The organism is Fibrobacter sp. UWH4, from assembly GCF_900142475.1.
Lineage (GTDB): Bacteria > Fibrobacterota > Fibrobacteria > Fibrobacterales > Fibrobacteraceae > Fibrobacter.
Map to the genome: position 1 here is coordinate 570335 of NZ_FRAY01000002.1, position 14179 is coordinate 584513.

A 14179-nucleotide genomic window follows, 5' to 3' on the forward strand; every position below is an offset into this window, starting at 1 on the left:
GTTGCGGAATTTTTGTGGATAGATGTGGTTAAAATGTTGAAAAGTTTCAAGCTTCGAAATCTGGAAGTCTTTCCGAATACAATCCTCAGTCCCATGGACGGGGTGACAGACGCCCCTTTCCGCAGGCTCTGCCGAGTTCTTTCCGGTAACCGAATGGGGCTCCTGGTTTCCGAGTTCGTCCCGACCGACGGTGACGCCGTGTTTTGCCTTGACGGGCACAAGCAGTTGAAGTTTTTCCCTGAAGAACGCCCTTTCGGCATCCAGATTTTCGGACGCTTTCCCGACAGGATGGCCACCGCCGCAAAGAAAATCGCCGAAGCCCTCCATCCGGAATTCATCGAGGTGAATGCAGGCTGCCCCGCCCCCAAGGTCGCAGGCAAGGGCAGCGGATCGGGACTGTTGCGAGACCTACCCCGCCTGCAAGAAATCCTGCACGACGTCCGGACGGCCCTCGATTCCTCAAGCGTAAACATTCCCCTGACCCTCAAGTGCCGTATCGGCTGGGACGACCAGAGCATCAACGTAATGGAAACACTGAAGATCGCCGAAGGCGAAGGCGTCGAAATGCTGACGGTACATGGCCGAACCAGGCTACAAGGGTATAACGGACTCGCCAACTGGGACTGGATCGGCAAAGTAGCGGCCGCGGCCAAGATTCCCGTTATCGGGAATGGCGACGTGAACAGCGTCGCAAACGCCCGCGAGCGCCTTGAAACGTACGGAGTATCGGGCGTTTCCATTGGCCGCGGTGCGATGCACAACCCGTGGATTTTCGGACAAATTGCTGACGCCTGGGAAGGTAAACCGCCTCATCAAATGACCGCCTCCGAGGCCCTCGACGTGTTTCCCCTCTACTACAAGTTCAAGCTGGAGGACGGCGCCACCGAAATGGGGGCTCTTGGACGTTTGAAACAGCTTGCCGCAAGACTTTGCAAGGGCTTTGAAGACCCGACCTTGACCGTACGCCAAACGCTACTCACCGCACAGACGGCGGACGAATTCTTCGACCGCCTAGAGGTGTTGAAAAATAGTGTTGTGAAATCTATGCGCTACGATCCGAACCGTTTGGTGAATCTAAATGGAGCCAAAGAAACCGAATTAAGGTTTGGCGACCAATTTGCCGGAAGATAAATTTTTTTTATGAATTTTTTTCGATAAACTGCTTTTTACGAAAAAAGCGCATTTAGGCCACGTTGATTCTAAAAAGAAACAATTTGTACGTGATATGTATGACCATGTGTGTCAAAAATGTGAAAATTGCGAGAAATAAGATTGATTTGTATGAAAAAAATAATTGTTGTAGATTTGACAACAAATGAAAAATAAACTATTGTTAAACGGCTTTTTGAAGGGATAGAATTATGGCAATAGTAAGCGTAAGAATGGAAGACGAAACGAAGAAAAAGTTTGAAACATTCTGTGATTCCGTTGGGATTACTGTTTCGGCTGCAGTAAATATGTTTGTCAAGATGACAATCCGAGAAGATCGCCTACCTTTTGATGTCAAAGGGCATTCCTTTGAACCGCTAGGAAAAGTGGTCCAGGCAAAGGATGTCGGCTAAGATTTTTCTTGCTTAAATCATAAAAGAAAGCCGCCCGACGGGGCGGCTTTCTTTGTATAAAGTTAATTTGTAATACAATGTACTTAATTTGTTTTGATGATGTAACAATTTGTTTGTAAATAAAAAAATAATGTTGTTATAAATCACATTATTTTGTTTCAAATGTTTTATATTGTTGTGTACAATAATGTTATTTAAAACTTTTAAAAAGAGAAAAATATGTCAGGTTCATTGATTAGTATTGCTGGTATTGACCGTAAAATGCAGGATCTTTTATCGTCAAGAGCTAAGATTGAAAGTCTTCCTCGTTTTTGGGATGCAACTCGTACCCCCGAAGAAAGAGCTGAATTGGCTAGAAAAACAAGAATTCCTTTGGACACAATAAACATTTGGGCCGTGCAAGCAGAATTACTTCGTATTGATACGATGTCTTATGATATGGCATACGAATTAATGGAAGCGGACATCCGTTCTGTGGAACAGTTTAAAGAAACAAGTGCAAGTGTAATTCTTGAAAAATTAAAAAAAGAAAATCCCCATACAAAATTTACTGAAGATGCTATTCTTAAACTTCAAAAAGCTGATGTTAAATTTGCAAGAGCGTTTGAATGTACTACTGTTCTAAAAGATACGATTGTTACAAAAGATACTACGCCTGGAATTTATTCCAACTTGTCTAACGTTATAATTGAATTAGGCAAGGGTGTTGCCGTTGCACAGCATGAATTAGATCAATATTCTTTGGATATTCAAAATAAAATTTTAAGAGACGATAAATTGTATGGCATGGGGTTGCAGGCAACATGGTATGTAATGCCTGAGGTTGAATTTACCATGAAAATGGATTATTCAGTTTATGAAGAAAAAAAAGAGGACGGAACTATTACTAGAACTGATGTTAACATGTTGCCTAGTAATGCAACTTATTCCAACTTGTTCAAATCTTCAAAGAAAGAAGAAAGTTCTGTAAAATTGAAAATAGTGCCTATACCAGCAGGAGACAAATTTGTTGCAAGACGATATATGCCGAATTTGAAAAATGGCAATGTATCAACCATTGGAGAGTTAAAATCTGAACTTGAACGAGTTGGTATTTCTGCCTATAAAATTTTACCGGAAGATGTTGATGTGTCTGATGATTCGATGCAGATAGAAGTTATTCGTCAGGATCCTCTTGAAAACAAACTTTTGGTAATAGGAATTGTTCCCGAAATTCAAATTAAAGTGGTGAAAAAGTAACAAGGAGATTGGATAATGGCTGAACTTTTTAGAACTAGACTTCGTAGGTTAACGCCGATTGCAACGGCTGTTGCGGCTTTGTCTCAAGAAGAAAAAGAAGCTTATGAAAAAGCTATGGATGAAGTGGAAGAAAAACTTCAAGAATTAGAATTAAAAAAGAAAGAAGTTGACGCGATGCAATCAACTTTGGCCGAGAAAGGTGCCGAGTTGGCTAAGAAAACTTGCGAAATGCAAACCAAAGAAAAAGAATTTGAAATTCGATATGCTGAATTGGAAAAAGAAAAAAAAGATTTGGCGGATAGATTAGAAGATATTGATAAAAAGAATGCTAGTACTTGTTACACTACGGATGATATATCTTCTTTTTTGAACAAAACAATAAATGATTTTAACGCGAATACAGATTCAGATAGTGATGTTGCTAAGTATGTCATTAATAGCATGGATGTTGATTTGAAAGTACGTGTTCTTGAAGATTGTGATGGAGATGGCAAAACAACCTTTAAATTTCTAGCGCCCAGAATATCTGAAACATCTGAAGAAAGCTTGAGTAGTATCAAAATTTCTATTCAGGCTGTACCGAAATAGTGTAATAGTTTATTAAACATAAATAAGGTTCAATTTCACTCAGGAGGTTTGCCCAAAAGAGTGTGATGACCAAAATGGGTTTCAGGGATTAGTTGCTGAAAGGTTTTTGGTCGCACTCGAATTAGAATTCTATCGAATGTAAAAATTGGTCTAAACAGAGTATTTCGATGAGAAAAATTTTTTCTCTACTGATTTTATCTGTTTATAAGTTATTAATCAGAAAGGAATAATCAATATGGCGTCAATCGGACAAGAACTATTAAATGTTCCGTTTGGAGACATGGTCATGCAGTTGGCAAATGCGATTGCAGAAGGTCAGTTCAAAATGGATATGACCAGCTGTAAAATTGCAAGACTGATGGGCGATGTCGATACATGTGGAATTGAAATTCCTAATTTCGGTGATTCGCTGACTGGAACGGAAAAGGTCTCCTTAATTGGTGCAGGTTTTCAACCGACTTTTTACCAGTTTACGGATACGATTATCGAAGTTAAGATTTCTATCACGATGTCGATGTCTATGGAAGTTTCTGCTTCTGCCAGCTACAAATGTTTGTGCGCATCTGTAAACGCGTCCTTTTCTGCAAAGTATTCCTACACGGCAGAAGGTTCTAGCTTGATTAGAACAAAGATTACACCTGTTCCGCCTAATGCTTTTATGCAAAAATTGCTGGATTTAAAAGCTCAGTTAGAACAGAAAAAGTTCGAGAATACGATGAAGTTGATCGAACAGGAAATCGCGAAAGAGCCTGTTGCTAATAGTAGTAATACTGATGAACAGAAGCAAACAGATGAGGGTAACGAACAACCTCAACAACCAGGAGAAAATGGTGATTCTAGTTCTACATAAAATGTAGGAACTTAGTTGCAAATTCCCCTGAACCAAACAATTAACAAATAAAAAAGGAAAAAACAATATGAGTATTGGTCAACAACTTTTGGATGTACCTTTCGGTGAAATGGTGTCTAGTCTGGGAATGGCTATTGCTGAAGCCCAATGCAATCTTGATAAGAATTCCATTGAAATTCTTAAATTGATGGGCCAGCAGGACACGGTTCAACTTCCTATGGTTTCTGTAAGTTACAACAAGGCCAATGGAATTGTCGTTTCGGATAAGCCCTATACGACCTCCATGATTGGTGCTGGTTTTCAGCCTACATTCTATCAGTTTGCGGAGACTGTGATTGAAGTGAAAATCGCAATATCCATGAGCTACGAATCTTCATCGGAATATGAGTACGGTTCGAAAACAGAACTTAAGAATAAGAAAAAAACCTTTGCTAGAACAACGACGGTGGATGCTTCTTATTCTAGCAAGTACAGCTATAACGCAGAAGGTGCCAGCCTTTTAAGGACTCGTTTGGTTCCTGTTCCGCCTAATACGATTATTTCTCAAGTTATTGATCTAAGAACGCAGGCGATGAACAAGGTTTTCCAGATAGAATCTGAAAAATTGGCTAAGGATATCGAAATCGCTAATGTGGGTTATGATACGGATCACCCAGCAGAAAATCCCACACAGTCGAAGCCAAACGAGGGTGCACAGTCGAAGCCAGATGAGGGTGATGAGTAATCCTCCGCAAATCTAAAGAGCATTCTTAGGGGCAAAACCTCTGAGAATGCCTGTTTCTTTCAAATTCCCATTAAGTCACAAAGATGTATGAGTGAAAAAATAGACGACAACTCGTTAATAGATGATATTGAAGGCTTGTTGTTTTCTGAGGAATTTGCCGATTCCGAAGATAATTCGTCGATAATATCCGAAATAGCCTCCTCGGAAATTTTAGAAAGGAGTGATGAATCGGATGAAAATACTGAGAATCCCTCAAAAAAAGAGACTGATAAGGATAATCCCGAAAAAACAAGTGTTGAAGAGATTGTTTTAAATATTGCAAAATCGGATAACTTTTTTGAGATTGATTTTAATTTTGCTTCTTTAGAAAAAATACGCAATTCTATATGGGCGAGTAAAAAAATAAATCATTCTACTATCGGATTGGAAAAGCCAAAGTATTCTGTAAGAGAAGGACTCGCTGCTCAGACTTTACGAGACTCTTTTGGTGGTTGCAAAGAACAAAAATGTCCTTTAGCTGAGATTGAAAAAGCAAGTTTTTTTATAAGAAGGGGCTTTGAACCGGAATCTTTGCGGGAATTCATATGGGATAAGCAAGACGCTTTTAAACCTTTAATTGAATCGGGTTATTCAATATTTCCTATGGGAGACGTTTCCAGAGCGAAACCCTTTTTTGACACCTTGACATGTGTCGAAAAAAACAAAATTGTTCCGATTTGTCAGAAAGAAACTAGTGCTACTGTAGAAAAAAATGATGATTCAAAATCTTCATATGCGCCCGTAGAAACATATAAAGTGCTTAGGCAACCATCAAAAAGTATTGAAAAATCGAATGCTTCAATAGATTTAGAAAAGAAAAAAGATGTTGCAAGAGGTCCTCTCTGTGCCGATTGTTTAAATAATTTTGTAGAAACTCATAAAGAAACGGGCTTAATAACTGAAAGAAGTTCTTCCGATAAAAGGAAATTACTTAATCTGGAAACTAATTGCATAGAAAAATTGAAACCCTCTAGTTCTATAGGAAAAACGAAGTTTTCTATAAAAACTAGAATGCGGAGGGAAAATGTAACGAATGACGAAACTTCTGTAGGCTTCCAAAAATCTTCTGTTCAGAAAAAAAACTCTGAAATAGCATGTGAATTCAAAGAAAACAGCATACATTCTACGAATGTGGAGAAAACTAGGGATTCCTTAAGTTGGGAAAAAACAAATTGCTTGGTTGGTTCTGAAAAAGCTAGTGCAATTGTGAGAAATTGTTTTGAAACAGAACTAATCTGTCGAAAGCAAACTAATAAGAATGTGAAAAGTTTTTTGGCAAATTCTGAAATTGCAAAAAAATCTGTAAGTTTGAATGAAACGAAAATTTCTGTTGCTTCAGAAAATAGAACATTGATTGAAAATATTGATCAAACTAAAAATTTTGAATGCTCTGAAAAAAAGAAAACTATTTTGAACGAAAAAAAAAGTGCGAAAACTTTGCGAGATTCTGTTGAATGCAATGAATCTAATAACGAATCGTTTGCGAATATAAAGAAAAATGAAGAAATTGCTGATGCAGGAAAATCTAAAGCTTCTTTAAACAAAAGAAAATCCGAAAGAATTGATGTAGGTGTGGCGCCATCTCAAAAAAATAATGGACTAAAAAAGGAACAAAAAAACATTGCATCAAGTAGTGCTGTATCTATAACTGCCAATAATAATCTTGATTTAGCATCATCTGCTAATAAGAAGCAAGAAAAGAATTTCTTTTCTACGATAGAAAAACGAAAAAAGAATCTCCCACGAAAGAAAGCATTTGATGATTTTAATAAAGGAATAGAAAAACAAACTTCTCAAATAAGGGTTTCTTCGTTCCCTTTAAAAAATGATGGCTTTGTATCAAAATTGAATGGCGACAGGACTTTTGAAAAAAAAGAGATGTCGTTGCTCTATGATAAAAGAAAAACTGCTTATAAAAACATGGAACGTGATTTTAAATACAAAAAGGATCTGTTTTAATGGCTACCATAGGATTTGATGAACAAATTGAAATGATTGTCAAACAGCTAACGGAAAAAATCAATATGGCGATTTCTTTCGCGTTAGATGAAACTAAAACCTTTGAACAAGCGGAATCGATTTTCAAAGAAGCGATAACTGTTCTGGAATATTATCAATGTGGAGATACTGCTGCTGAACAGCTTATGAACTTTTCAAAAGTTGCCTATTTTAGAAAGGAATGTAGAAAGGCTTTGCTTTTTGCTTCGGACGCTGTTGAAAAATGTATCTCAGACGATATGCGAAATAAAGCCTTGGATAATGTTCACAGCATGGCTTTCAAGTTGCTTGAGTTTATATTGGTCAATGAAAATGACAAAATGAAAGTAACCTTTGAGGATGTTCAAGGATTTATAATGCCTCAGGATTATTGTTTGGCTTTGCAAAAAGCCTATGAGGCTACGGACCGTATAAAAACAAAAGATGATCAGACTTTTCTTACTAGCGTATTGACCAAACTTTCTTTAGAAGTGCTGAAACAAGGGCTGAGGCGAGAAAAAAATGGTGATTATGCTGATGCTTTAATGCTGTTAAAAGCAGTGTTACCTTTTTTGAATTCTAAAAGAGCTGAAATTGTAAGTAAGGAAATTGAAAAAATGGAGAATATGGATCATGAAAACTAGTCCTATGCAAGGTATTGCTGATGCTCTTTTAGAGATGGATAAAAGAGCTGCGCTTTTTGTGGCTAATCAAAATTATGATGATGCGCTAAAGGCTTATAAAGAAATATTAAGAGCTCAAGAACAGCTGAAATTAGAAACACTTTGTGGACATACTTTATTGAATATGGCCAACATTTACATGATTCAAGATGATTATGAAAGTGCTTTGCAAAAGATTAACGAAGCTGCATTGATAAAATCAATGCAGACGAATAATGAAGATCGAGGAAATCTTAGGCTTTGCCATGCAAATTGTTTGTTTCGGTTGAACAAGGCTAAAGAAGCTGAGAGCGAACTGAAAAATGAATTGATGAAGAATTACAGTAAATCGTTATGTGGTAAAATGGAACTTCTGCTTTTCTCTTATTATCGGGAAACTAATAATAGAATGGCCGCGAGAACATATGTTGATAAGGCTATAAACCATTTCAAATTAGATAAAAATAATAATGAGTTGTTGCGCGCATTACGAAGTCGTGTTGATTACTTTAGATCAATTGGACAAGAGCAATTTGCTCGTTATGATGAAAATGAAATTGAATGTTTAACCAAATCCTAAAAAAGGAGTAAATTAATATGCAGATCGATTGCCACTATTATGGAACGTACTATATCGCTAGAAAAGCTGGATTTGACCATGATGACGCAAAAAGAATCGCATGGGCGGCACAAACTGTTGATGAAATGAATCATGAAAATGTGAGTCGGTTGATTCACAGTGATTTAGTTACTGATGGTGTAGGAAATACGTATGTAAATAATTATAATACGAAGTGTGAAGAGGTGATAAAAGCGTATTCCTGTTTGGTTACGTTAACGACGGATAAAGGCTATTTGTACAAAAATAGAACAGATTATACAGAAAAACTCAGAAGAAGAATCATATATGCGTGGACTCCGTTTCACTTTTTGCCTTGTGGTAAGGATGAATTAGAAAATAAAAAACTAGCAGGGATGGATTACAAAGAAATTCCCGAGCACGTCAAAGGTGTAAAAGATAAAGAGGATCAAAAGCAAAGACTTTGTAAAGATGTCGATCTTATTTGCAAGACATCAACAAATTTATGCAGTAATATGATTCAAGAAGCAATGTCTTCACTACAAACGTGTGGAAACAGCGAACTGGAAAAGAATAAAGCGCTATATAGAATTGGAATCGCTATGCATGTTTTGGCGGACACCTGGTCTCATCAAGGATTCACTGGTGCTTGTGACGAGTATCTCAACTCTGTTGAAATTGATGAGCTTGATGATTGTGACACAAAGATCGAAGGTACCTGCGATGGAGATTGGGATTTGGGTACTGTTGTGGTTGGATCTTTCGCTGACGTCTCTCAGGAACCATTTTCTCCAGCATGGACAGGACATGGATCTGCTGGAAGTAATCCTGATATTCCTGGCTTCAATTATAAGATGTTGTATGAAGAAATTGAAAATGATTCTGAAAAAGAAATTTTCACCAATGTGTACAATCCTGTGAGATATACATATGCTTTTTACCAAATGTACAAAGCGTTATTGTATGTTAGAAATCCAGATGAATTTGTTAAAAGTACGAATGTAGAAGATGTAGATAATAACATTTTCCTTATGGGGGATAATAGGCAAATTTTCCTCAATGATAATTTTTCTCAAGATGTATCTTTTCTACTGAAGGCTGATCTTCCAAAATGGGAAGAAATTCAGAAAGATATAAAATCGTGCTTTTTGCCTACATCCAAGATGAATGAAAGAAGCGCTAAATGGAAAGAATGTATTGTCAATAGTTATAAAGATTCAACAGAGCTTTTTGAATTTCGTAAAGATGAGGAGGCAGAATATTTTTTAGATAAAACAAAAAAAGAACAAAATATAAAAGCGTTTTTGGAAGCGGCAAAAGAACATCGGACCTTTATCATGGGAAAAATAGGTCTTGATTCATACGAAGCTGAGGTAACAAAGGGGGTTGCTGATGAATTGAAGGAATATATTAAAGGTTACTTCGAAGATGCCGACGAGAAATATATAGAGGAGATGGAAAGAAAGCGTAAAGAAGAAGAGGAAAGAAAACGTAAAGAGGAAGAGGAACGTGAGCGAAAAAAAGATCAGGTGATATATGATAGTGGTGTTCCTGTTAACCCGGGGCATTCGTCTCCCAATAAATGGGGGCAAAATGAAAATAATGAAGAGAAAGATTCGTATGTTGCAATTTGTACCGGAATGGAATGTGCTGGCAATAGTTTGATTAAGGGTATGAGGTGGGATAGTGAATTTTTCCCCGCTGAAGAGAAATGCTCCGTGAGTTCAAATAATTCATGATTGCTTGAATGAATATTCATCGTATTGAAGGAATTAGATAATGGCAAATAACAAGATCTTTGATGGTTGTCCTGATCCGTTTAGCGTTGCTGAATTTATCAAGGGCGAACGAATCAATTGGTCTACAAAAAAAGACGAGTATGATGCTATCGCTGAATGCTTTGGCATAACTAAAAAAGGGTTTGTGCAAAACGCTTCGACCCTTTTGAACCCGCAGGTTTCTACAAATGCGAAAGGTGATTTTATTGTTATTTCAGAAGAAGACGCCGAGAAAAGGCTTGATTCGCTACTAAAAAAATTTGCGAGGTCTCAATCGAAAAAAAGTACAAAAAGCTCGAATCTAGAACAACGTCGTAAGAATATTGTTAAATCACTATTGTATAAGCAAGTTTCGGATGTTAGCAAAATGAAGCTTGTCTATGATGATGATAGTTCTGCTAGTGAAGATGATTTTTATTTGCCTGATGGCTTAAAATGGATGGATAAGGGGTACTTTTTCAATGAAACTGTTGATTGGAGGGATGTCTGTCAAAATGCTATTGGAGATTGCTATTTCCTATCGGCATTATGCTCTATAGCTTTTGTCAATCCGTTTTTAATTAAGAATGTAACAGCTTTTAGAAAAAAATGGAATAAAGATGGTGGCAAAGTTGCAAAATATGCTCCTTGGCATGCAATTGACTTTTATGTCCCCAATAGTAGCCAGTATGAATCATCTCAGGCTTGGAGTGATCAGAAAAAGACGGTACAGACAATTGTTGTTTCTGAAGATGTCCTTGTAAATAAAGATGGTCTTAATTATGGTGTGAGCGGCCATAAAGAAAAGTCGTATCGTATAAATGGTGGACGGCTTCCAAAAAGAAAATCGGGCAAAGACCCGTGCTGGCCCGCGGTTTATGAAAAAGCATATGCAAAATTCCTTGAAAAATCTACATCAGATCATCCCTATATGTTGTCTAGGAAATATGCGAAAAATAATGGGATGAGGGTCGCTTTTATTAATGGTGGAAAGGCTGCTGCGGCAATGAAAGAGCTGCTCCATACGGAAAAGGTTACTGTCAAGGAATTGTCATCCATGAATAGTGATGAAATTTATAATGCGGCTCGAAAAGCTTATTTGCGGCCTACTTGTGCGGCAATTCATCGTGAAACGAAAGTGATAAATGGGCGAGAAACTAGTTGTGGTAAGGACGGAACTGAAGAAGAATATTTGAATTTGGGACTTCATGTTGGACATTCATATTCGTTGATGTATGCGCTCACTATAAACTCAAAAAAATATATTGTGCTTCGCAATCCGCATGGACGTAACCCGATGGAACTAAAGAACAACCCCAAGGTTTACCATCAGTCTTGGAGTGTAAAAGCGGATTGTAATATTATGGATACCTATCGAGGCTGCTCGGATATGTTCTGGGAACTTGCGGGCAACGATAATCCGTATAAGTCTAATGGGGTGTTCCTGCTGGAAGTTGACGAATTCAAACGCCTATTCCATGATGTGACTTTCTATAGTGGCCCTCAATTGAATTATGGAACTACGGCTCTTGTGCCAGATGAACCTGTCCTAAAAATAAAAGTCACGAATGGTTCTGCAAATGCCATAAAAGTAAAAGTTCAGAGTCAGAATCCTGATACTGGAATTACATCAACAAAAACTGTATGTACTTCACTGGATTATAACAAAAGTAAAATCATAGATTTGTCAGAAAGAAATATCGAATCTCGGTCTAGGGTGAGAATCATTATCGTGTCAGGTGGTAAAAGAAGCTATTCGAAATATTTCTTCTATCATTCAGAAGCGTCAAGAACAGTCAATCTTAAGTATTTTGCAGAATTGAATTAAATGGAATCCCTATGGCGGCAAAAAAAATCATTGCTCTTAGTCGTGAACATCTTGAACAGCTTATTGAAGAAACTATTGAAAAAGAGGGCTTGAATTGCGACCTTAATTTTATCAATGTTTCTAAAGTAACCGATATGAGCGGCTTGTTCTATTGCTCCTCATTCAATGGTGATATCAGTAAATGGAAGGTGACGAATGTTACCGACATGAGCGACATGTTCTGCGGTTCTGAATTCAATGGAGATATTAGCAAGTGGAAGGTGGCGAATGTCACCAACATGAGCTGCATGTTTCTGGGGTCTCAATTTAATGGCAATATCAGTAAATGGGACGTTTCGAATGTAGTTGATATGAATGGCATGTTCTGTAGCTCTAAGTTTAACGGCAACATCAGCAAGTGGAATGTATCGAATGTGTCCGATATGAACAGCATGTTCCTAAAGTCTCAATTCAACGGCAATATCAGCAAATGGGATGTATCGAACGTGACGGATATGAATTGCATGTTCCAATTTTCGAAATTTAATGGAAACATTAGCGCATGGAAAGTCTCTAAGGTGGCTGATATGAGTATGATGTTTTATCACTCCGAATTCAATGGAAATATAAGCGGCTGGAACGTGCAAAAAACGGCAGACATAAGCAGAATGTTTCATTTCTCTGCTTTAGAGGATGCCGGTAATGTTCCTGAATGGTATAATGTGCTTATGAAAAACCTTTATATGGCCCGCTAAATTGTCAGTTTACTCCCCCAAATATTCCTGTTTGGACTAATTTATGGCCTCTTTTAGGGGCTTTTTTTGTGGGTGATTGTTGCAAGAGACCTGTTTTCTTATATATATATTAATGTCTAGTTGTTCTTAAGAAGGGATAATATGAAGAACAAAATATTTTGCAGCCAGGTTCGAAAACGAACTTTTCCTGTTTAGTAAGTGGTACAAGGAACATGGTTCCCCCACGATGAGCTTCCAAATCCATTCAACCATATTGGATCCCGAAAAACTGAAGCCCGTTTGGGATATTCTGGAACGCGTGTTCCCCGAGACGCCGTGGTTCGGTAACTCGACTAGCGGAAATATTGTTGATTGCGAACAGATGGTCGATATTTCGGTGTCAGCAATCATTTTCGAAAAAACCTCCAGCAAGTTCAAGATTGTGCAGTACGACTTATCCAGGGAGTCTGTCGGTGGCATTGCAGGCCAGATCGTGGCTGAAGCCGACAAGGATCCTTGGTCAAGGTTGTAGAAATTTATCACTGCATTTCGCCCTTCTCGACGACGGCTCTTTGCGAAGGGCTTGACAGCCTTGCTCCGAACATTCAGGTTTTTGGCGGTATTGTTTGCTCTCCCGATATTACGAGCCCGAATTCCTGCGTGTTCTCGTCGGTGGGTGGATTATCTAAATCGGGTCTGCTAGTGGTCTTTTACGGTGGTGCGGACTTGCATGTGGATTCCCGCAAGATTAGTGGCTGGAAGCCGATTGGCCGTAATTTCCATGTAACCCGCTCCGACGGAAACATCCTCTACGAATTGGGAGGAGTCCCTGCCTACGAAGTCTACAACAAGTATCTGAGCATCAAGAACGACCAGAACTTCTTTTATAATGCACTTGAGTTCCCGATGCTCTATGAGCACAATGGAGTCTCGATTGTGCGTGCGGCTGGCGCGAGTAATCCGGATGGTTCGCTCTCCATGTCTTCGGATATTGATGAGGGGTCCATTGTCCGGTTGTCGTATGGTGAACCGCAATTGATTGAGGAAAAGATTAAGGCTGAAAGTGAAGTGTGCGAAAATTTTGCTCCCGAAGTGCAGCATATCTTCTCTTGCGCGGCCCGAAAGGCGTTCGGTCCCAGCATGAGCCGACTTACGAAATTTCTCCGTTCTAGGGTCTGGCTCTAGTACCGGATTTTTGCATGATATTGGCAAGATGGGTATTAGCGACAGTGTTCTTGGCAAGCCTGGTAAGCTAACGGATGATGAATTCTCGATCATTAAGCAACACTCGGTGATTAGCGCCAAGATTCTGATGCAGTCCAACTACACCCACGAACTTGTGCAGATAGTATTGCATCACCATGAACGTTACGATGGTCGCGGTTACCCCGAAGGCTTGAAGGGTGAAGAAATTCCTATCGGAGCCCGTATCATTGCAATTGCGGACTCTGTTGACGCAATGACCAGCAAGCGCGTTTACCGCGATGCTTTGTCGTTGGAATACTGCCGCAATGAAATCGAAAAGAACCTGGGCGTGATGTACGATCCTGCCATTGGCAAAGTGGTGCTAGATCATTGGAACGAGGTCGCAGACTTGCTCATGAAACTGCAGAGCGGTCGCCCGAAAATCGTCAATCGCTCCAATTGATAGACCTTGCAA

General features: G+C 38.7%; 15 protein-coding genes. All 15 read left to right on the forward strand.

Annotation, left to right across the window (positions count from 1 at the left end; genetic code table 11):
• Window positions 1-33 precede the first annotated feature (33 nt).
• The 15 genes from BUA93_RS05185 to BUA93_RS16525 all read left to right on the forward strand — a co-directional run bounded on the left by BUA93_RS05185 (window position 34) and on the right by BUA93_RS16525 (window position 14167).
• On the forward strand, window positions 34-1131 hold the full coding sequence (locus tag BUA93_RS05185) for a tRNA dihydrouridine synthase (RefSeq protein ID WP_072977993.1): 1098 nt from the start codon (window positions 34-36) through the stop codon (window positions 1129-1131).
• A gap of 230 nt (window positions 1132-1361) precedes the next feature.
• Complete coding sequence (locus BUA93_RS05190; RefSeq protein ID WP_072977994.1) at window positions 1362-1562, forward strand: type II toxin-antitoxin system RelB/DinJ family antitoxin; 201 nt, start codon at window positions 1362-1364, stop codon at window positions 1560-1562.
• 219 nt (window positions 1563-1781) lie between these two features.
• Complete coding sequence (locus BUA93_RS05195; RefSeq protein ID WP_072977996.1) at window positions 1782-2801, forward strand: DUF4332 domain-containing protein; 1020 nt, start codon at window positions 1782-1784, stop codon at window positions 2799-2801.
• 15 nt (window positions 2802-2816) lie between these two features.
• Window positions 2817-3389 carry a coiled-coil domain-containing protein gene (locus BUA93_RS05200; RefSeq protein WP_072977998.1) on the forward strand — a complete coding sequence of 191 codons (573 nt, stop codon included), beginning with the start codon at window positions 2817-2819 and terminating at the stop codon, window positions 3387-3389.
• Between the two features lie 235 nt (window positions 3390-3624).
• Complete coding sequence (locus BUA93_RS05205; protein ID WP_072978000.1) at window positions 3625-4239, forward strand: hypothetical protein; 615 nt, start codon at window positions 3625-3627, stop codon at window positions 4237-4239.
• A 67-nt stretch (window positions 4240-4306) separates the two neighbouring features.
• A complete protein-coding gene (locus BUA93_RS05210) occupies window positions 4307-4963 on the forward strand; it encodes a hypothetical protein (protein ID WP_072978002.1) in 657 nt (218 codons plus the stop codon).
• 87 nt (window positions 4964-5050) lie between these two features.
• Entirely contained in the window at window positions 5051-6961 is a 1911-nt protein-coding gene (locus BUA93_RS05215; RefSeq protein ID WP_072978004.1) for a hypothetical protein, read from the forward strand.
• Window positions 6961-7623: a hypothetical protein gene (locus BUA93_RS05220; RefSeq protein ID WP_072978005.1), complete on the forward strand. Its 663-nt coding sequence runs from the start codon at window positions 6961-6963 to the stop codon at window positions 7621-7623. The genes BUA93_RS05215 and BUA93_RS05220 overlap by 1 nt, the downstream gene beginning before the upstream one ends.
• Entirely contained in the window at window positions 7613-8221 is a 609-nt protein-coding gene (locus BUA93_RS05225; RefSeq protein WP_072978007.1) for a tetratricopeptide repeat protein, read from the forward strand. Before BUA93_RS05220 ends, BUA93_RS05225 begins: the two co-directional genes overlap by 11 nt.
• A gap of 17 nt (window positions 8222-8238) precedes the next feature.
• Window positions 8239-9960, forward strand: a complete 1722-nt coding sequence (locus BUA93_RS05230; RefSeq protein ID WP_072978009.1) for a DUF6765 family protein — start codon at window positions 8239-8241, stop codon at window positions 9958-9960.
• Between the two features lie 40 nt (window positions 9961-10000).
• On the forward strand, window positions 10001-11806 hold the full coding sequence (locus BUA93_RS05235; RefSeq protein ID WP_072978011.1) for a C2 family cysteine protease: 1806 nt from the start codon (window positions 10001-10003) through the stop codon (window positions 11804-11806).
• Between the two features lie 134 nt (window positions 11807-11940).
• Window positions 11941-12540 (forward strand): BspA family leucine-rich repeat surface protein, encoded by a 600-nt coding sequence (locus BUA93_RS05240; protein WP_254793857.1) that lies wholly within the window; start codon window positions 11941-11943, stop codon window positions 12538-12540.
• Window positions 12541-12766: 226 nt separating this feature from the next.
• Window positions 12767-13051 (forward strand): FIST N-terminal domain-containing protein, encoded by a 285-nt coding sequence (locus BUA93_RS16515; RefSeq protein ID WP_254793858.1) that lies wholly within the window; start codon window positions 12767-12769, stop codon window positions 13049-13051.
• Entirely contained in the window at window positions 13036-13704 is a 669-nt protein-coding gene (locus tag BUA93_RS16520) for an FIST N-terminal domain-containing protein (protein WP_254793859.1), read from the forward strand. Before BUA93_RS16515 ends, BUA93_RS16520 begins: the two co-directional genes overlap by 16 nt.
• Window positions 13705-13714: 10 nt before the next feature.
• Window positions 13715-14167, forward strand: coding sequence for an HD-GYP domain-containing protein (locus tag BUA93_RS16525; RefSeq protein WP_371359295.1), 453 nt, complete (start codon window positions 13715-13717; stop codon window positions 14165-14167).
• Window positions 14168-14179 lie beyond the last annotated feature (12 nt).